The 19594-nt window shown below is 61.2% G+C and carries 20 protein-coding genes, 1 tRNA gene and 1 pseudogene; 10 read left to right on the top strand and 12 right to left on the bottom strand.

Annotated elements, in window-relative coordinates:
- Positions 1-34: 34 nt before the first annotated feature.
- Genes NA8A_RS22935 through NA8A_RS22980 form a run of 10 tightly spaced genes read right to left on the bottom strand, consistent with a single transcriptional unit; the run spans position 35 to position 9289 of the window.
- A complete protein-coding gene (locus NA8A_RS22935; RefSeq protein WP_009452821.1) occupies positions 35-799 on the bottom strand; it encodes an HpcH/HpaI aldolase family protein in 765 nt (254 codons plus the stop codon).
- A 7-nt stretch (positions 800-806) separates the two neighbouring features.
- Positions 807-1589: a fumarylacetoacetate hydrolase family protein gene (locus NA8A_RS22940; protein ID WP_009452822.1), complete on the bottom strand. Its 783-nt coding sequence runs from the start codon at positions 1587-1589 to the stop codon at positions 807-809.
- Between the two features lie 9 nt (positions 1590-1598).
- Positions 1599-3053, bottom strand: a complete 1455-nt coding sequence (locus NA8A_RS22945; protein WP_009452823.1) for a 2-hydroxymuconic semialdehyde dehydrogenase — start codon at positions 3051-3053, stop codon at positions 1599-1601.
- Positions 3054-3093: 40 nt separating this feature from the next.
- On the bottom strand, positions 3094-3777 hold the full coding sequence (locus NA8A_RS22950) for a class II aldolase/adducin family protein (RefSeq protein ID WP_009452824.1): 684 nt from the start codon (positions 3775-3777) through the stop codon (positions 3094-3096).
- Positions 3777-4637, bottom strand: a complete 861-nt coding sequence (locus NA8A_RS22955; RefSeq protein WP_009452825.1) for a VOC family protein — start codon at positions 4635-4637, stop codon at positions 3777-3779. Before NA8A_RS22955 ends, NA8A_RS22950 begins: the two co-directional genes overlap by 1 nt.
- Positions 4624-5493, bottom strand: coding sequence for a VOC family protein (locus tag NA8A_RS22960; RefSeq protein WP_009452826.1), 870 nt, complete (start codon positions 5491-5493; stop codon positions 4624-4626). The genes NA8A_RS22955 and NA8A_RS22960 overlap by 14 nt, the downstream gene beginning before the upstream one ends.
- Before the next feature lie 17 nt (positions 5494-5510).
- A complete protein-coding gene (locus NA8A_RS22965) occupies positions 5511-6473 on the bottom strand; it encodes a TRAP transporter substrate-binding protein (protein ID WP_009452827.1) in 963 nt (320 codons plus the stop codon).
- Positions 6470-7417 carry a 3-hydroxyacyl-CoA dehydrogenase NAD-binding domain-containing protein gene (locus NA8A_RS22970; protein WP_009452828.1) on the bottom strand — a complete coding sequence of 316 codons (948 nt, stop codon included), beginning with the start codon at positions 7415-7417 and terminating at the stop codon, positions 6470-6472. Before NA8A_RS22970 ends, NA8A_RS22965 begins: the two co-directional genes overlap by 4 nt.
- 4 nt (positions 7418-7421) lie before the next feature.
- Positions 7422-8690 (bottom strand): TRAP transporter large permease, encoded by a 1269-nt coding sequence (locus tag NA8A_RS22975; RefSeq protein WP_009452829.1) that lies wholly within the window; start codon positions 8688-8690, stop codon positions 7422-7424.
- Entirely contained in the window at positions 8687-9289 is a 603-nt protein-coding gene (locus tag NA8A_RS22980; RefSeq protein ID WP_009452830.1) for a TRAP transporter small permease, read from the bottom strand. Before NA8A_RS22980 ends, NA8A_RS22975 begins: the two co-directional genes overlap by 4 nt.
- Positions 9290-9402: 113 nt before the next feature.
- Between NA8A_RS22980 and NA8A_RS22985 the strand changes: the two genes are divergently transcribed.
- The 8 genes from NA8A_RS22985 (at position 9403) to NA8A_RS23025 (ending at position 15003) form a co-directional block, all read left to right on the top strand.
- Positions 9403-10128 (top strand): GntR family transcriptional regulator, encoded by a 726-nt coding sequence (locus NA8A_RS22985; protein WP_009452831.1) that lies wholly within the window; start codon positions 9403-9405, stop codon positions 10126-10128.
- 153 nt (positions 10129-10281) lie between these two features.
- Positions 10282-11298, top strand: a complete 1017-nt coding sequence (locus NA8A_RS22990; protein ID WP_009452832.1) for an ABC transporter substrate-binding protein — start codon at positions 10282-10284, stop codon at positions 11296-11298.
- A gap of 56 nt (positions 11299-11354) precedes the next feature.
- Positions 11355-12125: an ABC transporter ATP-binding protein gene (locus NA8A_RS22995; RefSeq protein WP_009452833.1), complete on the top strand. Its 771-nt coding sequence runs from the start codon at positions 11355-11357 to the stop codon at positions 12123-12125.
- Positions 12115-12963 (top strand): ABC transporter permease, encoded by an 849-nt coding sequence (locus tag NA8A_RS23000; protein WP_009452834.1) that lies wholly within the window; start codon positions 12115-12117, stop codon positions 12961-12963. Before NA8A_RS22995 ends, NA8A_RS23000 begins: the two co-directional genes overlap by 11 nt.
- Before the next feature lie 148 nt (positions 12964-13111).
- Positions 13112-13187 (top strand) — tRNA-Phe (locus tag NA8A_RS23005).
- Positions 13188-13310: 123 nt separating this feature from the next.
- A complete protein-coding gene (locus tag NA8A_RS24800) occupies positions 13311-13793 on the top strand; it encodes a helix-turn-helix domain-containing protein (protein WP_009452835.1) in 483 nt (160 codons plus the stop codon).
- A gap of 308 nt (positions 13794-14101) precedes the next feature.
- Entirely contained in the window at positions 14102-14491 is a 390-nt protein-coding gene (locus NA8A_RS24805; protein ID WP_009452837.1) for a hypothetical protein, read from the top strand.
- 83 nt (positions 14492-14574) lie between these two features.
- Positions 14575-15003, top strand: coding sequence for a hypothetical protein (locus NA8A_RS23025; RefSeq protein ID WP_143088129.1), 429 nt, complete (start codon positions 14575-14577; stop codon positions 15001-15003).
- A 371-nt stretch (positions 15004-15374) separates the two neighbouring features.
- Here NA8A_RS23025 and NA8A_RS23030 read toward each other — a convergent pair.
- A protein-coding gene (locus NA8A_RS23030) for an IS3 family transposase (protein WP_086006191.1) occupies positions 15375-16522 on the bottom strand; the annotation gives its coding sequence in 2 pieces (ribosomal slippage) (positions 15375-16273 and positions 16273-16522; 1149 coding nt in all).
- A gap of 295 nt (positions 16523-16817) precedes the next feature.
- Between NA8A_RS23030 and NA8A_RS23040 the strand changes: the two genes are divergently transcribed.
- Entirely contained in the window at positions 16818-17594 is a 777-nt protein-coding gene (locus NA8A_RS23040; RefSeq protein WP_040673434.1) for an aminoglycoside nucleotidyltransferase ANT9, read from the top strand.
- A gap of 180 nt (positions 17595-17774) precedes the next feature.
- A pseudogene (locus NA8A_RS23045) lies at positions 17775-17969 on the top strand (integrase); the annotation flags it as partial.
- A 55-nt stretch (positions 17970-18024) separates the two neighbouring features.
- Here the strand turns inward: NA8A_RS23045 and NA8A_RS23050 are convergent.
- Entirely contained in the window at positions 18025-19143 is a 1119-nt protein-coding gene (locus NA8A_RS23050; protein WP_074896977.1) for a transporter substrate-binding domain-containing protein, read from the bottom strand.
- Positions 19144-19594 lie beyond the last annotated feature (451 nt).

Consider the following 19594-nt stretch of genomic DNA (forward strand, 5'->3'; position numbering starts at 1 on the left):
CGGCGGGTCATCCCCGCCGTTTTCTCCTTCAGGCTCAAGCCTTCACATCGGCGAGAACACCCTGCGCGGCACGCAGGAGCAAGCCCAGATCGACAGCGCCGGAAACGAAGCGATACCCCCAATCGAGATAGCGCCTTGCATCGGCCGCATTGGTGGCAAGGATGCCCGGCGCCTTGCCGGCGGCGATGATGCGGGCCGCCGTCTGCTTCAGCACATCCTGGACTTCCTGCTTGCCGGCTGCCCCAAGGAAGCCCATCGAGGCGGACAGATCGGACGGGCCGATGAAAACGCCGTCAACGCCCGGAACGGCTGCGATCTCCTCGAGCCTCTCCAATGCCGACGTGGTCTCGATCTGCACCAGAACCGCGATTTCGCGGTCGGCAACCGCAAAATAATCCGATGTGAGGCCGAAACGGCTGGCGCGCGTTGCACCAGCCACACCGCGAATGCCGTGTGGCGGATAACGCGTGGCGGCAACGGCAGCCGCCGCTTCCTCCGCGTTTTCCACGAACGGAATAAGCAGTGTCTGCGCGCCCATGTCGAGCGCGCGCTTGATCAGCACCTTGTCGTTCCAGGCGGGGCGCAGGACGGCCTGAGCCGTTCCGACAGCGGCAGCCTGCAAGAGCGGCTGGACGCCAGCCAGATCGACCGCCGCATGCTCGGTATCGAACAACAGCCAGTCGAAACCGACCAGAGACAGCGCCTCGGAAGCCACCGGACTCGCCATGGAAAGCCACAGGCCATGCAGGCTTTCGCCAGCGAGCAGGCGCTTCTTGAAGAGATTTTCAGGAGCCTTCATCGCAATCTCACACGAACTGGACAGCGACCGAGCCGAGGGGCCCGAAATCAGCATGCAGCGTGTCGCCCTTCTTTGCCCAGACGGGCCGGGTGAACGATCCTGACAGAAGCATATGACCGGGCTCCAGCGTCACATCGAAAGGCGCCAGCTTGTTGGCGAGCCATGCGACCGCCATTGCCGGATGGCCGAGGACGCCGGCGGCCAGACCCGTCTCCTCGATCTCGGAATTGCGATAGAAGATCGCGCCGACCCAGCGCAGGTCGACATCTTCCGGGCGCACCGGACGGCCACCGAGAACAAGGCCCGCCGCCGCACCATTGTCGGCCACGGTATCGAAGATCTTGCGCGGTTCGGTCACCCGCGCATCGATGATCTCGATGGAGGGGACAACCCATTCGGTCGCACGCAACACATCCACGAGGCCAACACCAGGTCCCTTGAGCGGCTCCTTCAGAATGAAGGTGAGTTCCGGCTCGACACGCGGCACGCAGAAATCCTCAAACCGCACCTTGGCGCCATCGGACAGGACCAGATCGTCGAACATATAGCCGTAGTCCGGCTCGTCGATCTTCGAAGAGGCCTGCATCGCCTTGGAGGTGAGGCCGATCTTGTGACCGATGATCTTCGCCCCCGCCTTCACCCGTGCATCGGCGACAGCGGAGGAAATCGCATAACTGTCGGCGATCTCGATGTTCGGGAACATCTCGGAGGGGCGTGGACCCTGCACCTTGGTGCGATGGCTTTCCAGGAGGCTTTCGACCGCGCGGGCGCGTTCTTCTTGACTGAGCATGATGACCTTTCAGAGCTTTATGCAGACATTGCGGAGCTCGGTGTAGAACTCCAGGGAGTGAAGGCCGCCTTCACGGCCAATGCCACTCGCCTTCGAGCCGCCGAAGGGGGTGCGCAGATCGCGCAGGAACCAGCAATTGACCCAGGTAATACCGACCTCGACAGCCTTGGCCGTGCGGTGGGCGCGGCCAAGATTGGTGGTCCAGATCGAGGTGGCGAGGCCATAGGGCGTGTCGTTGGCGAGCGCGATCGCCTCTTCTTCCGTGTCGAAGGGCGTGACATGGGTGCAAGGGCCGAAAATCTCTTCCCGAACGACCGGGGAATCTTCCCTGAGTCCAGTCCAGACCGTGGGCTCGACCCAGTAGCCACCTTCATAGCCCTGCATGTCGGGCACCCCGCCGCCGGCAAGAAGCGTCGCACCGCCGGCACGCGCCTTCTCGTAATAGGACAGGACCTTGGCCTGGTGCTCAGCGCTGATAGCCGGCCCCATGGTGGTGGCGCCGTCGAAAGGATCGCCGAAGCGATAGCCCCTCGCCTTTTGAGCCAGCCCTTCGACGAAGCGGTCGAAGATGCCGCGCTGAACATAGAGACGCTCGGTGCCAAGGCACACCTGACCGGTATTTGCGAAACAGGCGCGGCCGATGCCTTCCAGCGTCGCGTCCAGATCGGCATCGTCGAACACGATACCGGCATTCTTGCCGCCGAGTTCCAGCGAGACCGGGCGCACGCCCGTGGACGCCGCGCGCATGATGGCCTCGCCCGTGCGCGTTTCGCCCGTAAAGGTGATGCCGTCGACGTCGGGATGCGTGGTGAGAAATTCACCGGCCGCTCCCGGTCCCGTACCGTGCACGACATTGTAGACGCCGGGCGGCACACCAACGGCATTCATCACCTCGCCCAGGAGTGTCGCGGTGGCCGGCGTCTCCTCCGATGGCTTGACGACGACCGTGTTGCCGCAGGCAAGCGCTGGCGCCACCTTCCACGTCATCAGAAGCAATGGCAGGTTCCAGGGACAGACCACACCGATGACACCACGCGGGAGGCGTAGCGCATAATTGAGCGCGCCACCGCCATCGGGTGTCGCCATCTCGAACGTTTCCGTGGAAGCCGTCAGGATCTGGTCGGCGAAGACATTGAAGTTGGCCGCACCGCGGGGAATATCGATATGGCTGGCGATGGACCGGGGCTTGCCGGTGTCGCGAATTTCGGCGGCGAGGAACTCATCAAAGCGGGCGTTGATGCCATCGGCCACCTTGCGCAGCAGCGCAACGCGCTCCTGAACGGACATGCGCCCCCATGGCCCCTTCAGGGCCGCGCGAGCAGCACCGACCGCCGCATCCACCTCCGCTCTGCCGGCGGCAGACACATCGCCGATCGCTTCGCCCGTGGTCGGGAAACGGTTGGCAAAGCCCTCGCCCGAGCCTTTGACGAACTGGCCGTCAATGAAATTCAGATAGGTTGTCACTGAGAACGGTCCTTTCAGGTACTCAAATCAGGTCGGCTGCTCAATTCGGACTGGCGGCCAGTTCGGGATCGCCGGCAGTCAGGTGATCCCACATGCGTTCGAAGATCAGCCCGGCCCGTGTGGCGCGGCGCATCGCATCTTCCTGTGCGATAGCCGGTGCGGAAGAAGCCAGCCCGCTCGAAAGTGCCGCAAGTTCGATGCGGCACATGTCCTCGAGATAGAAGGCAAGGCCTGTTGCCTCCTCCAGGCTGTTGCCCGCGACCACACCGCCATTGCCGCGCATCAAAAGACCGGCGCTTTCGCCCATCGCATCGATGGCGCCGGCTGCCTTTTCATCGTCGCGAACGAGCTGGATGTCGCTCCACAACCCTACGCGAGGCGTAAAATAGGTGCCGAAGCCATGACGGATTTCAGGAACCCGCCCAAGAGCTGCGAGCACCATGAGCTGTGGCCCCATGAAGCGGACGACACCGCCAGCCTGCGGGCGGCGTGCATAGATCTTCTGATGCAGGCGCACTTCGCCGAGAACACCTTCCGGCAAGGGACCGCGAACAGGCACCAGTGTGCAGGCTTCCCCAGGAGCGACCTGCGCCATGGGCCGCGCGGGGCAGACGAGGAAATGGTCCTCGTCCACACGCGCGGAGCAATGCCCATAGGCATGGACGAGGCCAGCGCGGCCGAGCGCGCGCGCGGCGATCCGCACTGTTTTGGCGAGCTCTTCCATCAGTCGTCCTTGAAGGCGGCGATGTTGGGCTTGGCGCCCCAGTGGCAAAAGCCCTTGGGCTCGAAATGGAACTGCCGGTCACGCCACAGCGGTTCATCGTGGATTTCGCACACACCGGTCGAATATTCGAAGGTCATGCCTTCGGGGCCGGTGAAATAGAGAAACTGTGCCGACGAGGTTGGATGCCGACCGGGGCCGAACGTGACCTTGACCTGATTGTCGACCACAAAATTGAAGGAGCGCTGGATATCGTCGGCGCTCTCCACCTGATGGTTGATGTGCTGGATTCCCGCCTTGTGATAGGGGAACAGCGCAATCGAATGGTGGATCGTGCCAAGGCGCATCAAGGGCGCGTCGCCGATACGGTCCGAAACGCGCGCGTTGCAGACCTGCGTCCAGAAGGCTTCGTCGCGGGCCGGGTCCGTGGTGCACAATCCGACATGGGAGAACCCGGTGATGCCGGCGTCGCGCGTGCCATGGTAACGCACGCCTGAAACGGCGGGGCGCACCACGAATTCGATGCCGTTGCCCGTCGGGTCGTTGAAGCGGATGAACTCACGCACGTGGCGCGCATCGCATTCCTGGGCCGTGCCGTAATGAACGCGGTGACCGAGGCTTTCAAGCGTCGCCGCCGCGCGCTGCAGATCGTCGGAGGAGCCGATCTCGAAGGCCGTCACCTGATCGCCCGGATCGCCCTCGAAATAGCAGAGCGTGTGCTCGCGCCCGTCAGACTTGAAATAGGTGGCGCCGCGTCGACGTTCGGAAACCTCCAGACCGAGAATGTTGATGGCGAACCATTCGGCGCCATCGAGGTCGGTCGTGCCGAGGCGGCAATAGACGACATCCTTAAGCTCGATCATCGCTTTTTCCTCCAGTGAATTCGGGCGCGTTGCAGGCAGAGCCCCACGCATCGTGCGAGCGGGCGTGCTCGGCGAACTGACGCGGACCGCGCGCGGCAATCTGCGGGCCGTGCTCGGTTTCAGCCGCATAGCTGTAGAAAATGCCACCGGGACCGCGCCCGGTGACGAAAACAGCATTGGATGTCGGCTGGCGGCCCGGACCGTGAACGATGGGGACCTGGGCCGATTGCAGAAAATACCAGTTCTGCATCACGTTGTTGATGCTTTCCACCGCCCAGACAGCGCCCAATATTCCGTCTCGCGCGGAAGGATAGAGCGCGATGCGGTGATGCGCATCGTCGATACGCAGGAAAGCCGCATCGCCTGCCCAATCGGAAACCTCGGCACCAATGCCTTTGATCCAGAAAGCTTCATCGGCCGCAATGTCGGTGCAGGCGAGCTGCACCGAATGGAAGCCGGTGATGCCGGCATCCCGTGGGCCATGATAACGCCAGCCCGAGGTGAGCGGACGCCACACCAGTTCCACCACGACGCCATTTGGTGCGGGGACGGCCAGGCCGGACTTGACCTGCCGGCTGACGCACTCTTCGGCGGTAAGGCGGCGCGGAGACCAGGACGCAAGCCTCGTCTCCGCTTCATCGAGATCTTCCGCCCGCGCAACCGTGAGCGCCACGGCCGCCCCGTCTTCCTTCGAATAGCAGAGCGCATAGTTGCGCGCGTCGGAGCGGAAACGGGCGTTTGCCTCGTCCCGGTCGCCGGGTTGAAGCCCGAGGACACCGGCCGCAAAAGCAGAGGCCGCATCCAGATCGTCGGCAGGAAGGCGCAGATAGCGCAGGTCGCGATAGGCGAAAGACATGTCGGTTTCTCCAGACTTTACTTGGCCGCTTCGGCCTCCAGATCGACGAGCATGGGCGTGCGGTTGCGCCATTCCTCGTACCAGGCGTCGATGGCCGGGCCGAAGAAGGTGCGGTCGGCCTTGATCACCGGCACGGAGGTCTTTTCGAGCTCGGCCAGGTATTTCGCGTCGATATCGGCGTAGAGACCGACCATGTTGTCGATTTCCTCGGCCATGACCTTCTGGATGGTGGCGCGGTCTTCCTCAGACAGCGTCTGCCATTTACGGCCGGACGCGACCGCGATCATCGGGAACATCATGTGGTCGGAATGGATGATAACGCCGGCATGATCGTAATATTTCGAGTTCCAGGTGCCCTCGAAGTCGATCTGCATGCCGTCGACCTGGCCGTTGGCGAAGGCGTCGTAAAGAGCGGGCAACGGCATGGGGGTGGGTGCTGCCCCAAGCTTGGTCCAGAAATCGAGCTCCTGGGCGAAGGGCACGGTGCGGACCTTCTTGCCCTTCAGATCGGCGCCGGAGGAAACCTTGTCCTTCATGACGATCTCGCGCATGCCGGCCATGCCCCAGCCAAGGCCGGTGAGGCCGAACTTGTTGACGCCATCAAGCAGCTTGCCTGCCACCTCACCCTTGAGAAGACTGCGGGCGGCGACCGCATCCTTAACCAGGAAAGGGGCAAGGAAGATGCCGTAATTGGCGTCGCGGTTGGCGAACTCGCCGAGCGTCAGGAACGCAAAGTCCAGCGCGCCCGTCTGGAGCTGCTGAAGCATCTGCGCCTCGTTGCCCAGCTGCCCGGACGGGAAAGTGAGAAGCTCGACGCGGCCATCGGTCTCAGCCTTGAGCTTGTCCGCGATCGCAACGGCTGATTTCGACCATTGATGTGGCGGCGGCGTGATGAGGCCCAGCCGGTATTGTTCAGCCTTGGCCGCAAGGGTCGACAGGCACAGGGCCATGGCGACGCCGGCAAATCTTGCAAGTTTCATTGTTCTTCTCCTCCAGATGATGACTTCCGATGCACTCCTGCCTCCAGCAGGGCCATCAGACCCGTGAGCGCCACATCGCGTGCGGCGGCAATTTCGTGGACCGGGCGGGGATCGGCTTCGGCCATGCCCTCGACCAGAACCTTGCGGGTTTGCGCATCGAGCGACGGCGCGCCGAGCGTTGCCCACCAGCGTTCGAACTCGGGACCGAGCGCTTCCAGGAAACGCTCCATGCCTCCCTCCCCTCCCGACACGTGAAAGACCGTAGAGGGGCCGATGATCGTCCATCGCGGCGCCAGACCGAGCGTCACGGCGCGCTCGATGTCGCCAAGGCTGGCGACGCCTTCGCTTGCCAGATGCACGGCCTCGCGCCAGAGCGCTGCCTGAAGACGGTTGACCAGATGACCGGGCATCGGCTTGTTCATCCGCAACACGGTCTTGCCGAGCCCTTCGAACAGAACCGTTGCCTGCTCCATCACCAGGGCGGTCGTCTGAGAACCGCCGCACAGCTCCACCACCGGCATGAGATGCGACGGGTTGCAGGGATGCGCGATGACGAGCCGGCCGGGAACCGCGAGCGCCGTCGCCATATCATCGGGCGACAGACCGGATGAGGACGAAGCGATGATCGTGTCGTCGCGCAGGAAAGGCTCCAGCCCGGCGAAGACGCTGCGTTTCAGATCGAGCTTTTCAGGCAGGCTTTCCTGCACCCAGTCCGGTGCGGACCCGGCCTGCTGCGGCGAGACGGCAAGCCCGGGCAATGGCGGGGTCCCCACCGCGCGCCCCGTGCGGCGCATGGCGGCAAACGCATCGCGCCACAGCACCTCCAGACGGGGGGCGGCGGTGGGATCGGGGTCGATCACCGTGACGTCGTGACCGCCGGCCGCGAAGGATGCCGCCCATCCGCCGCCGATCAATCCGCTGCCGAGAATCCAGACTCGCGCCATGCCGTCAGCCTCCGATCAGGCCGGTGGACAGCACCGGAAACACGACGAGAAGCAGAAGGACGACAAGCACCGCCAGGAAGAATGGAACGAGCAGGACCGCAAGCCGCTCGGGCCGCACATTGCCCATCAGCGAGGCAACGAAAAGCCCGGTGCCGACAGGCGGCGTGAGCAGGCCGAGCGTCAGATTGAGACACACAACCACCCCGAAATGAAACGGGTCGATGCCATAAATGCCTGTCGCCACGGGCAGGAAAACCGGAACGACGAGAATGAGGGCCGGGATCGGGTCGGTGATCATTCCCAGGAAGAGAAGGAGCACATTGAGCATCAGGAGAAAGACGATGGGCGACTGGGTCATGCCCTGCATGGCAGCGGCAACCATCGCCGGCAGGTTCTCGAACGTGATGACCCAGCTGAACACCTGCGCAGCGGCAATGAGGAACAGGACGCTCGCGGAAGACGCCGCCGCGTTCAGAAAGGCTTTCGGGATATCGATGAGACGCATCTCCCGATAAACGAACAGGCCGATTGCGACTGCAGCGAGACTTGCGATCGCAGCCGATTCCGTTGGGGTCGCCAGACCGCCGAGGATCGAGCCGACGATGATGACCGGAATGGCTGCGGCCGGCAGGGCATCGGCGACGGCCTTCAGGCGTTCGCGCATCGACATGGATTCGGTGGTTGGAAAATCATGCCGGTGGCCAAGCCAGGCAATCACCCCCAGGAATGCAATGAAAATCAGGAAACCCGGAATGACACCGGCGATGAAGAGATCGCCGATTGGAATCTGCGCGATCACGCCGAAAATTATGAACAGCATGGAAGGCGGAATGATGGGGGCAAGCAATCCACCGGCCGCTGCAATCGCCATGCTCACGTCACGGGGATAGCCGGCGCGCTCCATCTCCGGCACCGCCAGGCGGGACATGATGGTGATCTGCGCCACGGTGGAACCGAGGATTGAGGCCATCATCATGTTGGCGCCGAGATTGACATAGGCAAGGCCACCGCGCACGCGCCCGAGCAGCGCGAGCGCAAGCGCCATGAGCCGACGGCCAATGCCCCCTGCATTCATGAATTCGCCAAGCAGGATGAAGAGCGGCAGCGCGATGAGGCCGTAATTCTCAAGGCCGCCATAGAGCTGCTGCGAATAGCTCTGCAGCATCACCGTGTTGCCGGAAACGAGAATGTAGATCAGCGCCAGCGTGGCCAGCGCAAAAGCGATCGGCATGCCGATGGCAAGCATCGACAGAAATGAAACGCCGACGATCATAAGGCGACACCCTTGCGGCTTGTGAGACGCGCGGCGAGCGAGGCCACGACATGAAGGCTGCCCGTGAGGCAGAAGATGGGGAGCACCAACCAGAACCAGACCTTGCGCACGCCCAGCGTGACCGTCGGTTCCTGCCAGATGAAATTGAAGGTGGCCGCCGAATGCGCCTCGACGGAGCCCGCAGCAATGAGGCCGGGCAGGTCGAACCAGCGCCACAGGAGAAGCGCAAGCGTCGCGAAGAAGGCAAGCATCGTCAGGTCGACGACAATGCCCATGGCATGCGCCAGCGAAGGCCGCACCGCGTTGGGCAGAAGCGTCACCGCAATATGCTGGCGATGAGCGATGCCGAGCGATGCGCCAATCAGCGCCGACCAGATCATCAGATTGATCGCTAGCTCATCGCTCCAGATCAGCGGACGGGAGAGAGCGCGAGAAACCACATTGGCCATGAGAACGGCGAACACCGAAAAGATGAGAACCCCGGCCGCCACCGCCTCGAAACGAGCCACGAGCCGACTAACCCTGGTCAGCCGCGCCTCCGTCTCCGGCCCGGGCAAAATGTCATCGCCCGGCGCAGCGGTTTCAATTCTGGATTTCATCGGTATTCCTCCCTAGCCGGATAAAATATCGATAATTATGCTCTGTCAAATTATAAATTGATATTTTTGACCGAACCGCCTAGGTTTCAGTCAGCCACAGTTCGGGAGCCAGGATGCAAGACGTTCTTTTTTCAGCCGATGCCGAAAAGACCCAGGCCGAAAAGGCCTACCGGATGCTGCGGGAAGACATTGTTTCCGGTGCATTGGCACCGGGGCTCAAGCTGAAGATCGACATGTTGCGGGAACGCTATGACATTGGCGCGGGCCCGCTGCGCGAGGCGCTGGCGCGCCTCTCGGGCGAACATCTGGTGACGCTTCTGGGTCAACGGGGCTTTCTCGTCGCACCGATGTCCGTGGAAGATGCCCGCGAGATCGGCCATTTGCGCAAGCTGCTCGAAGCAGACGCGCTCGCGCAATCCATTCCCGCCGGCGACCTCGCATGGGAGGAAAAGGTAATCACGACCTGGCACAGGCTGGAGCGGGTGGAGCGCGCCGACCGACAGGGGCTGGAAAGAATGCCGGAATGGGAGCGGCTCAACCAGGATTTTCACGACGCTCTGGTGGCGGCCTGCCCCTCGGCCTGGCTTCTGCGGATGCGGGCTATGATGTTTCGCCATCATGAACGTTATCGGCGCCTCTCGCGGCAGAAGACGGTTCTGACACGCGATATCCATCTGGAGCATCGCGCGCTCTTGGACGCCGCCCTCGACCGGAATGTCGAACAGGCCATAACCGTTATTCGCAGCCATATCGAACATACGACCAACGCTGTGGTGGCGGCGCTTGGAAACAACCCCGAGGCCGAAGCAATCCTGGCGCTTTCCGAACAGGCGGGCTGAGGCACAAGCCAGCCTGCGCGGGGGCTGGGGAACCGCCCCCACCATAAGCTGTGCACCGCTTTCAATACCGGCTCCAGCAGACTTTTTCTTGCCCCATTCCCACCTCTATGCGAAGAGCCTCTTAAAATAGCCAAGCACATCAGGGAGGTTCCCATGCTGAAACTTTCACGCCGGGCGTTCGGCGCACTGGCGCTCGCGGGCGCAGCCGCCTTCGCGACCGATGCTTCCGCCGCGGACAAGATTCGCGTCGGCCTGCTTTCGCTCACCTCGCACTCGCCGAGCATCATCGCCGAAGGCAAGGGCTATTTCGGCGAGCAGGACCTCGAGGTCGAATTCATCTCCTTCCAGGCTGCCCAGCCCATGGCGGTCGCCATCGCCTCGGGCGATGTGGATTTCGGCATGACCGCCATTTCCGGCGGCCTCATCAGCCTTGCGGACAAGGGCGTCATCAAGATCATCGGCGGCGCATTGCAGGAAACGCCTGACGTCGAGGGCCAGAAGATCCTCGTTTCCAAAGCTGCTCACGATGATGGCGTGACGACTCCGGCTGGCCTCAAGGGGCGCAGCTTCGGCATCACCACCACCGGCTCCTCCTTCCACTACATGGCGCACAAGATCGCCGACAAGGAGGGCTTTCCCCGTTCGGAAATCCACGTAAAGCCACTTCAGAAGGTCCCCGCCGTCATCGCCTCCCTGAAAAGCGGCCAGATCGACGCCTGGTCCATCGTGCCGAATATCGCCGGCGGCCTGACCAAGGGTCCCGAAGTGATCGAGATCGGCAAGATCGCCGACTATATCGACAACTACCAGGTCACGACGGTCTTCACCTCGACGAAGAATGCCGAGGAGAAAAAAGATCTCGTGAAGCGGTTCCTGGCTGGCCTTTCCAAGGGCATCGCCGACTACAACGCGGCCTTCGTCGACAAGACCATGAGCGAGGACGATACCGCCGCCATCGTCGCGATGGTGCATAAATATGTCTACAACGACCAGCCGCTCGACAAGGCCGCCCCGCGCATTCGCGCCGGCGCAATGCGCATCAACGAAGGCGCGGCACTGAGCCTTGCCAGCGTCGAGGACCAGCTCGAATGGTTCAAGTCTGAGGGCCTCGCCCCCGAGACCGCGACCATGGACAAGCTGGTCGACACGAGCTTCGTGGAAACCCGCTAAACCTCCATCAGGACGACACCGCTCCGGCCTTCGCGCCGGAGCGGCCGCTTTTGCCGATGCAACTTATCCTTCAGAACATCACCCACCGCTACGGCGGCTCGACCGTCCTTGATGACATTTCCCTTACGGTCGATGACGGGGAGATCGTCTGCATCGTCGGCCCTTCCGGTTGCGGGAAGTCCACACTCCTGCGGATCGCCGGCGGGCTGGAGAAACCGGGCGGGGGCAAAGCGCTTCTTTCGGGACCGACACCGGAAGGCTCGCTCAATCCCCTCACCTACATCTTTCAGGACTTCGCGCTTCTTCCCTGGCGCACGGTCGAAGGCAATGTGAGCCTCGTCCTTGAAGACCATGGCATTGCGCGCAGCGAGCGGACCGGGATCATCGCCGACGTGCTGGCGCGCACAAATCTCTCCGATTTCGCCAAAGCGCTTCCCCGCCAGCTTTCAGGCGGCATGAAGCAGCGCGTGGCCATCGCCCGCGCCCTTGCCGTCAAGCCGGCCATCATGCTGATGGACGAGCCTCTTTCCGCGCTCGACAGCCAGACCCGCGAACTGCTGATGGACGACCTCGTGGCCCTGTGGACGCGCGAGCGCTTTTCGGCCTGCTATGTCACGCACAATCTGAACGAGGCGGTGCGCCTTGGCCGCCGCATCATCGTTTTATCGCGCCGGCCCGGAAGAATTCGCGATATCGTCGAAATCGACATGCCCCTCGCCGAACGTGTGGAACGCCTGCCGGAACTCGAATCGCTGCAGCGGCGTGTGTGGGAAATCATGCGCGAGGAGGCCCGCGAGGCCGACAGGGAGATCACCGATGTCGCATGACGCCACCGCCGGCGACCGACCACACACCGATACCGCCGGCACCCAGCAGACGGGCATGCGCGACGTTCCCTTCCGCGGCGGCGGCTTCGTCCACCGCCCTCTTGGGCCCGTGGCCCCTATCGTTTTCCTCGTCATTCTGGCGATCTGGGAACTCGGCTCCCGCTCCGGTTTCATCAGCCCCATTGCCCTGCCCGCGCCTTCGGCAGCCTTTGCCGCGCTGGTCGACCTGTTTCAGACGGGCATGCTTTGGAAACATCTCGGCGCCAGCCTCTACCGCCTTCTTCTCGGTTGGTCGCTCGGTAGCCTGCTTGGCATCGCGGTCGGCCTTGCCGTGGGGCTTTTTTCGCTCGCCCGCGCCGGCCTCCTGCCGCTGGTCTCGGCCCTTTTCCCGGTCCCCAAGATCGCGCTTCTGCCGCTCTTCATCATCTGGTTCGGCATCGGTGAGGGTTCCAAGGTCGCCACGATCCTGTTCGGCACCTTCTTTCCCACCGTCATCGCCACCTATGCCGGGGTGGACAATGTGGATCGGAACCTGATCCGCATGGGCCAATCCTTCGGGCTTTCCTGGTTGTCCATCGTGCGCAAGATCATTGTGCCGGGTGCCATGCCGGCGATCCTGTCTGGCTTTCGCATATCGGCCTCCATCGCCATCGTGCTCCTGGTCGCGGCCGAAATGATCGGGGCGGAATTCGGTGTCGGCGCCTATATTCTCATGGCTGGGGCGCTGTTTGCCCTCGATCAGCTGATCGCCGGCGTAGCACTTCTTTCCCTGCTCGGACTGTGCATCGCCTGGGCAATCGGCAAGCTGGAAAAGCGCCTTCTCGCCTGGCGGATGTGAGGCATTTCGGCCTGTGTGAAAAAACTCTCGACAAATCGTCGAGCGGCGCTTGCCAGCCGCAAAACTCGTGCTATAAACCACGCGCTTCCGGCGGAGAACCAAGCCCGCCGGCTCTACAGTCCCCTTACTTCGAAGGGGCAAATGGCAAGCCCAGGTAGCTCAGTTGGTAGAGCAGCGGATTGAAAATCCGCGTGTCGGTGGTTCGATTCCGCCCCTGGGCACCAATCTTTTCAATGACTTAGCGTATTTTGGGCGGAATTTCATGTTGCAGCGTGTTGCAACTGACTATCCTTGATTTTCAAGGGTTTTCCTTCACACTCGGCTACTCCACGCGACATGGACGCAACATGAGCGACAGTAGCGAACCCCACGTTTACACGCCGCGAACGCTTGCCGAGTACTGGGGCTGCTCAGAGCGACATGTTCGCAACCTGACAAAGAGCGGCGAACTGCGGTCATTCAGGATTGGCAAGCTGATCCGTGTTCGGTCGGATTGGGCATTAGATTTCCAGAAGGCACAGGAGATCGGCTTGCCGAATCGCAATGCGCCCACAACTGGGGCCAGCCTCAACGACTTCACGATCGGAACCGAGTTCAGAACAGGAGTAGGATGCTTTCGCTGTACCGATATCGGAACACGCTGTGTCATCGCTATCCGGATCGATCAAGTGGAAGTCGTGTCGGCCAACAAAACTGGCACCATTGCCAAGAAGACTATCGACGGCAAGTCGGCCGAGGCTCAGGGTTGGTTCAACGGCCCGCCCTATCAGGTCGTGGAGATCGTTTTCGATGAGAATGATCTCGAAGGGTGTGAATTGATCCAGTCCTAAAGCCGCAATGGTGACGGGCTTCGTGGTTTCCCTGCGAGAAAGGCAACGTTAGGACTTCCCAACGCTCACCTCATTTCATACTGCTGGGCGGGACTTCAAGCTTTAGGAGAAGTACTAATGGGAAGGCGTCATGCTCGCATCACTCACGACGAGGTATGCCGGCTGATAAAGGGGGTGAAAGCCGCTGGCTTGGATATCCGGCGTGTCGAATTCGACGGGGAGCAAATTTCTGTTTTCGTGGGCGATCATCAGTCAACCGTATCCTCAAGGCAGCGCGATGACAGCGACCTTCTTCTGGAGCCCAAACTATGAGACCTGAGCGCGCGTCCGACGTCGAAGACGACGAGCCTGTCACCCTTGCCGAAGCGTGCCGGCTGTTCTTCGGTGGTCGTCTGTCGCCTTCGGCGCTGCGCACAGAGGCGGCGAAGGGCAATCTCGATATCATTCAGATCGCCCGCAAGGACTTCGTGACGCGCCGCGCGATCGAGGAGATGAAAGAGCGATGCCGCGTAAGCCGAGCCCGCCCCGCCTCTGGTTCCGACCGTACACCGCCACCTGGGTCATCAAGGACGGAACGCGGCGTATCGGCACAGGATGCAGTAAGGATGATGCTGAAGCAGCGGAAAGAGCGCTCCGAGACGACATCAACTGCAGATAAGAAGCCCCGCACGGCGGTCGTTCCTCCGAAATCACGATAGGGGACGACCTCGCCCGCCTCGATCATCGTCTCGACTTCCTCGCGGACTTCGATATGCGACACGCACAATTGGAAGGATCGCTTTTGACACGCAAGCTACACATCACCGCAAGGCAAGTGACCGCGATATGCAGAGGGGCGGAGAAAGCTGGCTTTATTCCGGAGATCATTCTCGACGGTGTAGTTGTGAGGCTTGTACCCCAGATGGCGTCGCAGGCTTCGCATCATGATGATCTGGTTGAACCTTCCGTCCCTTGGCCGGGACCCGAATTGAATTATCGCGAGAATCATGTGCTGAAGAAACTTATTGTGGCCGCTGGAGAAATGCTGCCCGCGAGCACCATCGCTTATGCAGGGCCGGCCACTGTGAATGCACTCGTCAAACACGGTTTCGTTGAACTTGAGAAAGGCATTCAGACGTTTGACCGCTCGCAGTGCATCCGCGCGACCCAAGACGGAATTGCTTTCGTTCAGCGTTATGAGGCACACCGCCGCCAGCACTTTTATCTATAGCGGGCTTTCGCGCATCCGAAGGACAAGGTCGTTCACTTCAAGTGGAGACCTCCCGACGAGGCGCCAGGCGGGACTGTCAGTATAGCGTAATATCCCGGTGGTCAGCCACGCTGGGCACTCGATCACCTCCCACGCTCAGATCGCTGAAGGTGCCCCGCCGTGCTGCCCTGAATTGATTTCCCACCTTTTGAATCTGGAGGCTGTGCAACAGTCATCTCCCATTCGGTGCCGGCGACACTTTGATGACCGCTTCCGCCCATCTCTGCCGTCCCATGGTCGCGAGCGGCTTACCGAAAGCTGTCGTTCCCAGCGTACCCATCTATCAACTTAATCGGGAGCGCTGGCCTGCTGCCGGTTTTTCGGACACGAGGTTAAGCTAACATAGCTCGCTCCTCGAACTCCACGGGGCTCAGATAGCCCAGTGTCGAGTGCCTGCGCCGCGGATTGTAGAAGCGCTCGATATAATCGAACACATCCGCCCTGGCGTCATCCCTTGTCCTGTAGACCTTGCGGGCCGTTCGCTCGGTCTTCAGCGAGGAGAAGAAGCTCTCCATTGCCGCATTGTCCCAGACATTGCCCGACCGGCTCATCGAGCAGGTGATGCCGTGGTCGGCCATCAGGCGCTGGAACTGCTCGCTCGTATATTGGCTCCCCTGGTCCGAATGATGCATGAGGCTGTCGGGCCTGCCTCTCCTCCAGATCGCCATCATGAGGGCGTCCGTGACGAGCTGGGCTGTCATCTCGGCCTTCATCGCCCAACCGACGACGCGGCGGGAGAACAGGTCGATGACGGCGGCGACATAAAGCCATCCCTCCGCAGTCCAGAGATAGGTGAAGTCGGCCACCCACTTCCGGTTCGGAGCCGACGCCTCGAACGCGCGGTCGAGAAGGTTTTGCGACACCACTGTCCGCTTTCCTGTGTCCTTCGGCAGTCCCCGCCGGCGTGGTCGCGCCCGCAGGCCGTTCTCCCGCATCAGCCGCTCGATGCGGTGCAGGCCGCAGGAGAACCCATCGGCGAGGACATCGTGCCAGACACGACGTGCGCCATAGGTGCGGTCGCTGCTCTTGAAGCTTCGATCGATCGCGCCGAGGAGCGTCTCATCATGTCGCGACCGAGCGCTGGGCATGCGGGTGAGCCAGGCATGAAAGCCCGAACGCGAGACATCCAGCGCTTCGCAAAGCCATGCCACCGGCCAGATCGAACGGTGCTTTGCAATGAAGGCGAATTTCATATCGCGTCCTTTGCAAAGTAGGCTGCGGCCTTTTTTAGGATGTCGCGTTCCGCCTTGAGCTTCGCGACCTCCTTGCGCAGTCGATCGATCTCGAGCTGCTCAGGCTTCATCTGTCCGTGTCCGGGAAACGCATGCTGCGGGTCAGCGCACAGTTCCCTGACCCATGTGCGCAGCACATTCTCATGGAGATCAAGATCGCGGGCAGCCTGGGCGACCGACACGCCTCGTTCCTTGACCAGTCTCACCGCCTCAAGCTTGAACTCGCGGCTAAACTTCCTTCTCTTCATTCACAAACTCCGGTTTCGTCAAAAACACCTTATCTCGGTGTCCACGAAACCGGCAGCAGGCCACGCAAGGAACCTTGCGGTTAGCGTGCTCCGAGTGCGGTTAGCTGACATTCGTTGGTGCTGAATGCACCGGCGCTTCCGGCCCATATCGGTCATTCACATGCTGATATGGCGCTGCGCTGTGACCCGCCGAAGCAGCCAGTCGTTGCATTTGCGAAGACGGCTGGCCACCGGACGGCGGCAACGCGGACATAATTGCCTTCCGATGATGAGTTATGCTCATTATAAGACCATCATGCAGGTGGAACTCCATCAGACAGAACAGATACAGTCGGCTTTACTCACCTTGCAGCGTTGGCTCGGCGATGTGCTGCTTGGTGTGTATCTGCATGGATCGGCCGTGTCCGGCGGTCTCCGGCCGCAGAGCGACATTGATCTGCTGGCCGTGGTTCAGTCCGCGCTGACCGATAGCCAGCGCAACGGCTTGTTGCTGGACTTGATGCATCTTTCTGGACGCCATCCTGCCGTGCCGAGGGGTCCCCGATGCCTCGAGGTGATGGTGTTTTGCCAAGCCGAGCTCAACCGCAGTGACTACCCGGCGCGAGCGGAGTTCGTTTATGGAGAGTGGCTGCGGGAGGCTTTCGAGGCCGGTCATACGCCGATGCCTGAACGTGATCCTGAATACTCTCTGGTCATCGCGCAGGCCTATCAGGAGGCCATTCCGTTGTTCGGACCGCCGAGGAGTGAACTGCTGAGGGACGTTTCGGCAGAGCATGTCAACCAAGCCATGCGCGATTCACTTCCAGATTTGCTGGATGGATTGCACGGGGACGAGCGGAATGTCCTGCTGACGCTTGCGCGGATGTGGCACACGGGCAGCACCGGGAATTTCGTCACGAAGGATGCTGCGGCTGAATGGGCGATTACGCGATTGTCTGGCTCAGATGCTATGGCACTCGATCATGCGCGACGGGCTTATCTGGGCGAGATCACGGACGACTGGAGCAATCAGGGCAGTGCAGCCCGGGAGTTGGCGGGGCGGATGAGCGAGAACGTCACCAACTCAATGTAGCGAAGATGGGCTTCCTTCCCGATCATATGCGGCGGGTCGCCACACATGTCGAGAAAGGGCTCAGATCTGCCGTTGCCCGCTTCATCAGGAATTGAGGTATCATTGTTCGCTCGAACGTCGCGCGTGTTGCGGTGGGTAGGAGTGGTCGGAGGAACCGCTATGTCCACCCTCAACTTGCCGATGGTGGTGCCCACAAAGAAGGCATGGAATCACAGTCGCGTTATCGGTCAGAAGAGGCCACTGCTTCCAAAGCATGTCTGGGCCATCCGTGTTCAACTGGAACTGGCCGGCACCGTAAGTGATCTTGCGCTTTTCAATATGGCTGTCGATAGCAAGTTGCGAGGCTGCGATCTGGTCCAGCTGAAAGCCGCAGATGAACCGCGCATATCTGTCGCTCTTCCCTGAACAACGGATTTCGCCACCCCACTTGTCACGGGCTGTCACCAAAGTACCGAGTTCTGAACTCCTCGATTACCCCGCTTTCGTGGGCACCGATCAGTTCTACCGAGAGTAGCCGAGTCAGTTCGCTCTGGCGTGGCAGGGCGAAGGCATATTTGTCCGGAGCAAAGATCGGTCCAACCACGGTGATGGGATGCTGCGGCGTAGTGTGGGCATAGTATTCAAGGACGGGCGCATCGCCTATAATCGCGTCAATCTGGCCATCGATCAGGGCTTCGGCAGCTTGGGCGATGTGATCGAAATGGCGAATATTGAGTCCAGCCTGCCGTGCATAATCTTCCGATACGCTACCGGGCTGAACCCCGATCAGGCGCCCCGGGAGATCCGCAACGCTGTTGATCTGGTTGGTAAGTGACAGGGTCGTCATGACGCTGGTTACCGAAGATGTCACATAGGCCAGAACCGCAATGCCGCACACCAGCCATAGGCCTTGCCAAAAGCGTCCAATCCAGCCGAACAGGTTCTTGCGCGCGGGCGGCTTCCCAGAGGTGGCGACCGACATGACCGTGTAAAAGCCTTCGGCCAGCCCATCGCGCCAGCGGTGCGGGAAATCCTTGTCGAATCGTCGATCGAACAGCGTCACTAGGATCGTCGCCATGATGATGACGATGCCAATCCAAGCATAGGCGCGCAGATGGCCGGATTCACTCAACCCGGCAATAAGCTTGGAGACGCCCCCGCCGGCGTTTTCACGCACCATGATGCGTTGGCCTGCATCGAACCAAGGATGGGTGAAATCGATACGCTCCGCACGATCGCGGATGACGGTCATATTGGTGACCGCCACATCGATTTCACCCGATGCCGCAGCATCGACAAGTTCGCCTATATTGCTGAACTCGACATATTCGCTTTCGCGTCCAAGCTGGGCGGCGAGCCACTGCCACAACTCGACCGCCATGCCTGAAAACCCTTCTTCGATCTTTGTGACAAAGGGCGGATGAACATAAACACCGACCGTTAAAGGCTGTGCGGAGGGCGCGGTGACTGATCGGCTCTTGTTCTGAGCAGTGACTGAAGCGGTGCTCGCTCCTATTGCGAAAACGGAAATTAGCGCGAATAGTAGAAAGCGAAGGGGAGCGGTAAGCATAAAGCAGATGTCCAGTGAAGCGAACAGATAGCACGCATATTGGACCGCCAGCGCAGCACTCTTCAAGTTGAGAGACCGTTTTGAACGTCGTACTGAGCACTCCCGCCGACGAAAATTGGTCAGCTTTTGTTTGATAAGCGCTAAAAGCCGCCAGTCTGCTTCCCATCCCCGCGCTCAAGGCATGCACCCGCATCTGAAACTCATGATGCGAGGACTGATGCCCGCCCCTGTTCTTCAGAACGCAAAAACGAGACTCACCGATCAAAGCCAGAAGGCAATCAGTTGCGGTGAGGAAAGTGCATTTGTATCGATATCGGCCCGCGTACACCCCCGCCCTTCGCTCCGCATTTTGAGCAGCGGAGATAAGGCACGATGGTGTGATGGAGCAGAACGAAGTCTCGACCGAAGCGCTTGGCGAGCGCTTCCAAGTCCAGCCTGGCATGATGCCCGC

The organism is Nitratireductor indicus C115 (genome assembly GCF_000300515.1).
In the GTDB taxonomy this organism is placed as follows: Bacteria; Pseudomonadota; Alphaproteobacteria; order Rhizobiales; family Rhizobiaceae; genus Nitratireductor; species Nitratireductor indicus.

What these genes read in the sequence shown, in the direction of transcription:
- NA8A_RS22980 (WP_009452830.1), bottom strand. Translation starts at nt 9,289, where the DNA reads ATGAAATCCAGAATTGAAACCGCTGCGCCGGGCGATGACATTTTGCCC.
- NA8A_RS22985 (WP_009452831.1), top strand. Translation starts at nt 9,403, where the DNA reads ATGCAAGACGTTCTTTTTTCAGCCGATGCCGAAAAGACCCAGGCCGAA.
- NA8A_RS22960 (WP_009452826.1), bottom strand. Translation starts at nt 5,493, where the DNA reads ATGTCTTTCGCCTATCGCGACCTGCGCTATCTGCGCCTTCCTGCCGAC.
- NA8A_RS22995 (WP_009452833.1), top strand. Translation starts at nt 11,355, where the DNA reads ATGCAACTTATCCTTCAGAACATCACCCACCGCTACGGCGGCTCGACC.
- NA8A_RS22940 (WP_009452822.1), bottom strand. Translation starts at nt 1,589, where the DNA reads ATGCTCAGTCAAGAAGAACGCGCCCGCGCGGTCGAAAGCCTCCTGGAA.
- NA8A_RS23050 (WP_074896977.1), bottom strand. Translation starts at nt 19,143, where the DNA reads ATGCTTACCGCTCCCCTTCGCTTTCTACTATTCGCGCTAATTTCCGTT.
- NA8A_RS23040 (WP_040673434.1), top strand. Translation starts at nt 16,818, where the DNA reads ATGCAGGTGGAACTCCATCAGACAGAACAGATACAGTCGGCTTTACTC.
- NA8A_RS22955 (WP_009452825.1), bottom strand. Translation starts at nt 4,637, where the DNA reads ATGATCGAGCTTAAGGATGTCGTCTATTGCCGCCTCGGCACGACCGAC.
- NA8A_RS22990 (WP_009452832.1), top strand. Translation starts at nt 10,282, where the DNA reads ATGCTGAAACTTTCACGCCGGGCGTTCGGCGCACTGGCGCTCGCGGGC.
- NA8A_RS22950 (WP_009452824.1), bottom strand. Translation starts at nt 3,777, where the DNA reads ATGGAAGAGCTCGCCAAAACAGTGCGGATCGCCGCGCGCGCGCTCGGC.
- NA8A_RS22935 (WP_009452821.1), bottom strand. Translation starts at nt 799, where the DNA reads ATGAAGGCTCCTGAAAATCTCTTCAAGAAGCGCCTGCTCGCTGGCGAA.
- NA8A_RS22965 (WP_009452827.1), bottom strand. Translation starts at nt 6,473, where the DNA reads ATGAAACTTGCAAGATTTGCCGGCGTCGCCATGGCCCTGTGCCTGTCG.
- NA8A_RS24800 (WP_009452835.1), top strand. Translation starts at nt 13,311, where the DNA reads ATGAGCGACAGTAGCGAACCCCACGTTTACACGCCGCGAACGCTTGCC.
- NA8A_RS22970 (WP_009452828.1), bottom strand. Translation starts at nt 7,417, where the DNA reads ATGGCGCGAGTCTGGATTCTCGGCAGCGGATTGATCGGCGGCGGATGG.
- NA8A_RS22975 (WP_009452829.1), bottom strand. Translation starts at nt 8,690, where the DNA reads ATGATCGTCGGCGTTTCATTTCTGTCGATGCTTGCCATCGGCATGCCG.
- NA8A_RS23000 (WP_009452834.1), top strand. Translation starts at nt 12,115, where the DNA reads ATGTCGCATGACGCCACCGCCGGCGACCGACCACACACCGATACCGCC.
- NA8A_RS24805 (WP_009452837.1), top strand. Translation starts at nt 14,102, where the DNA reads ATGAGACCTGAGCGCGCGTCCGACGTCGAAGACGACGAGCCTGTCACC.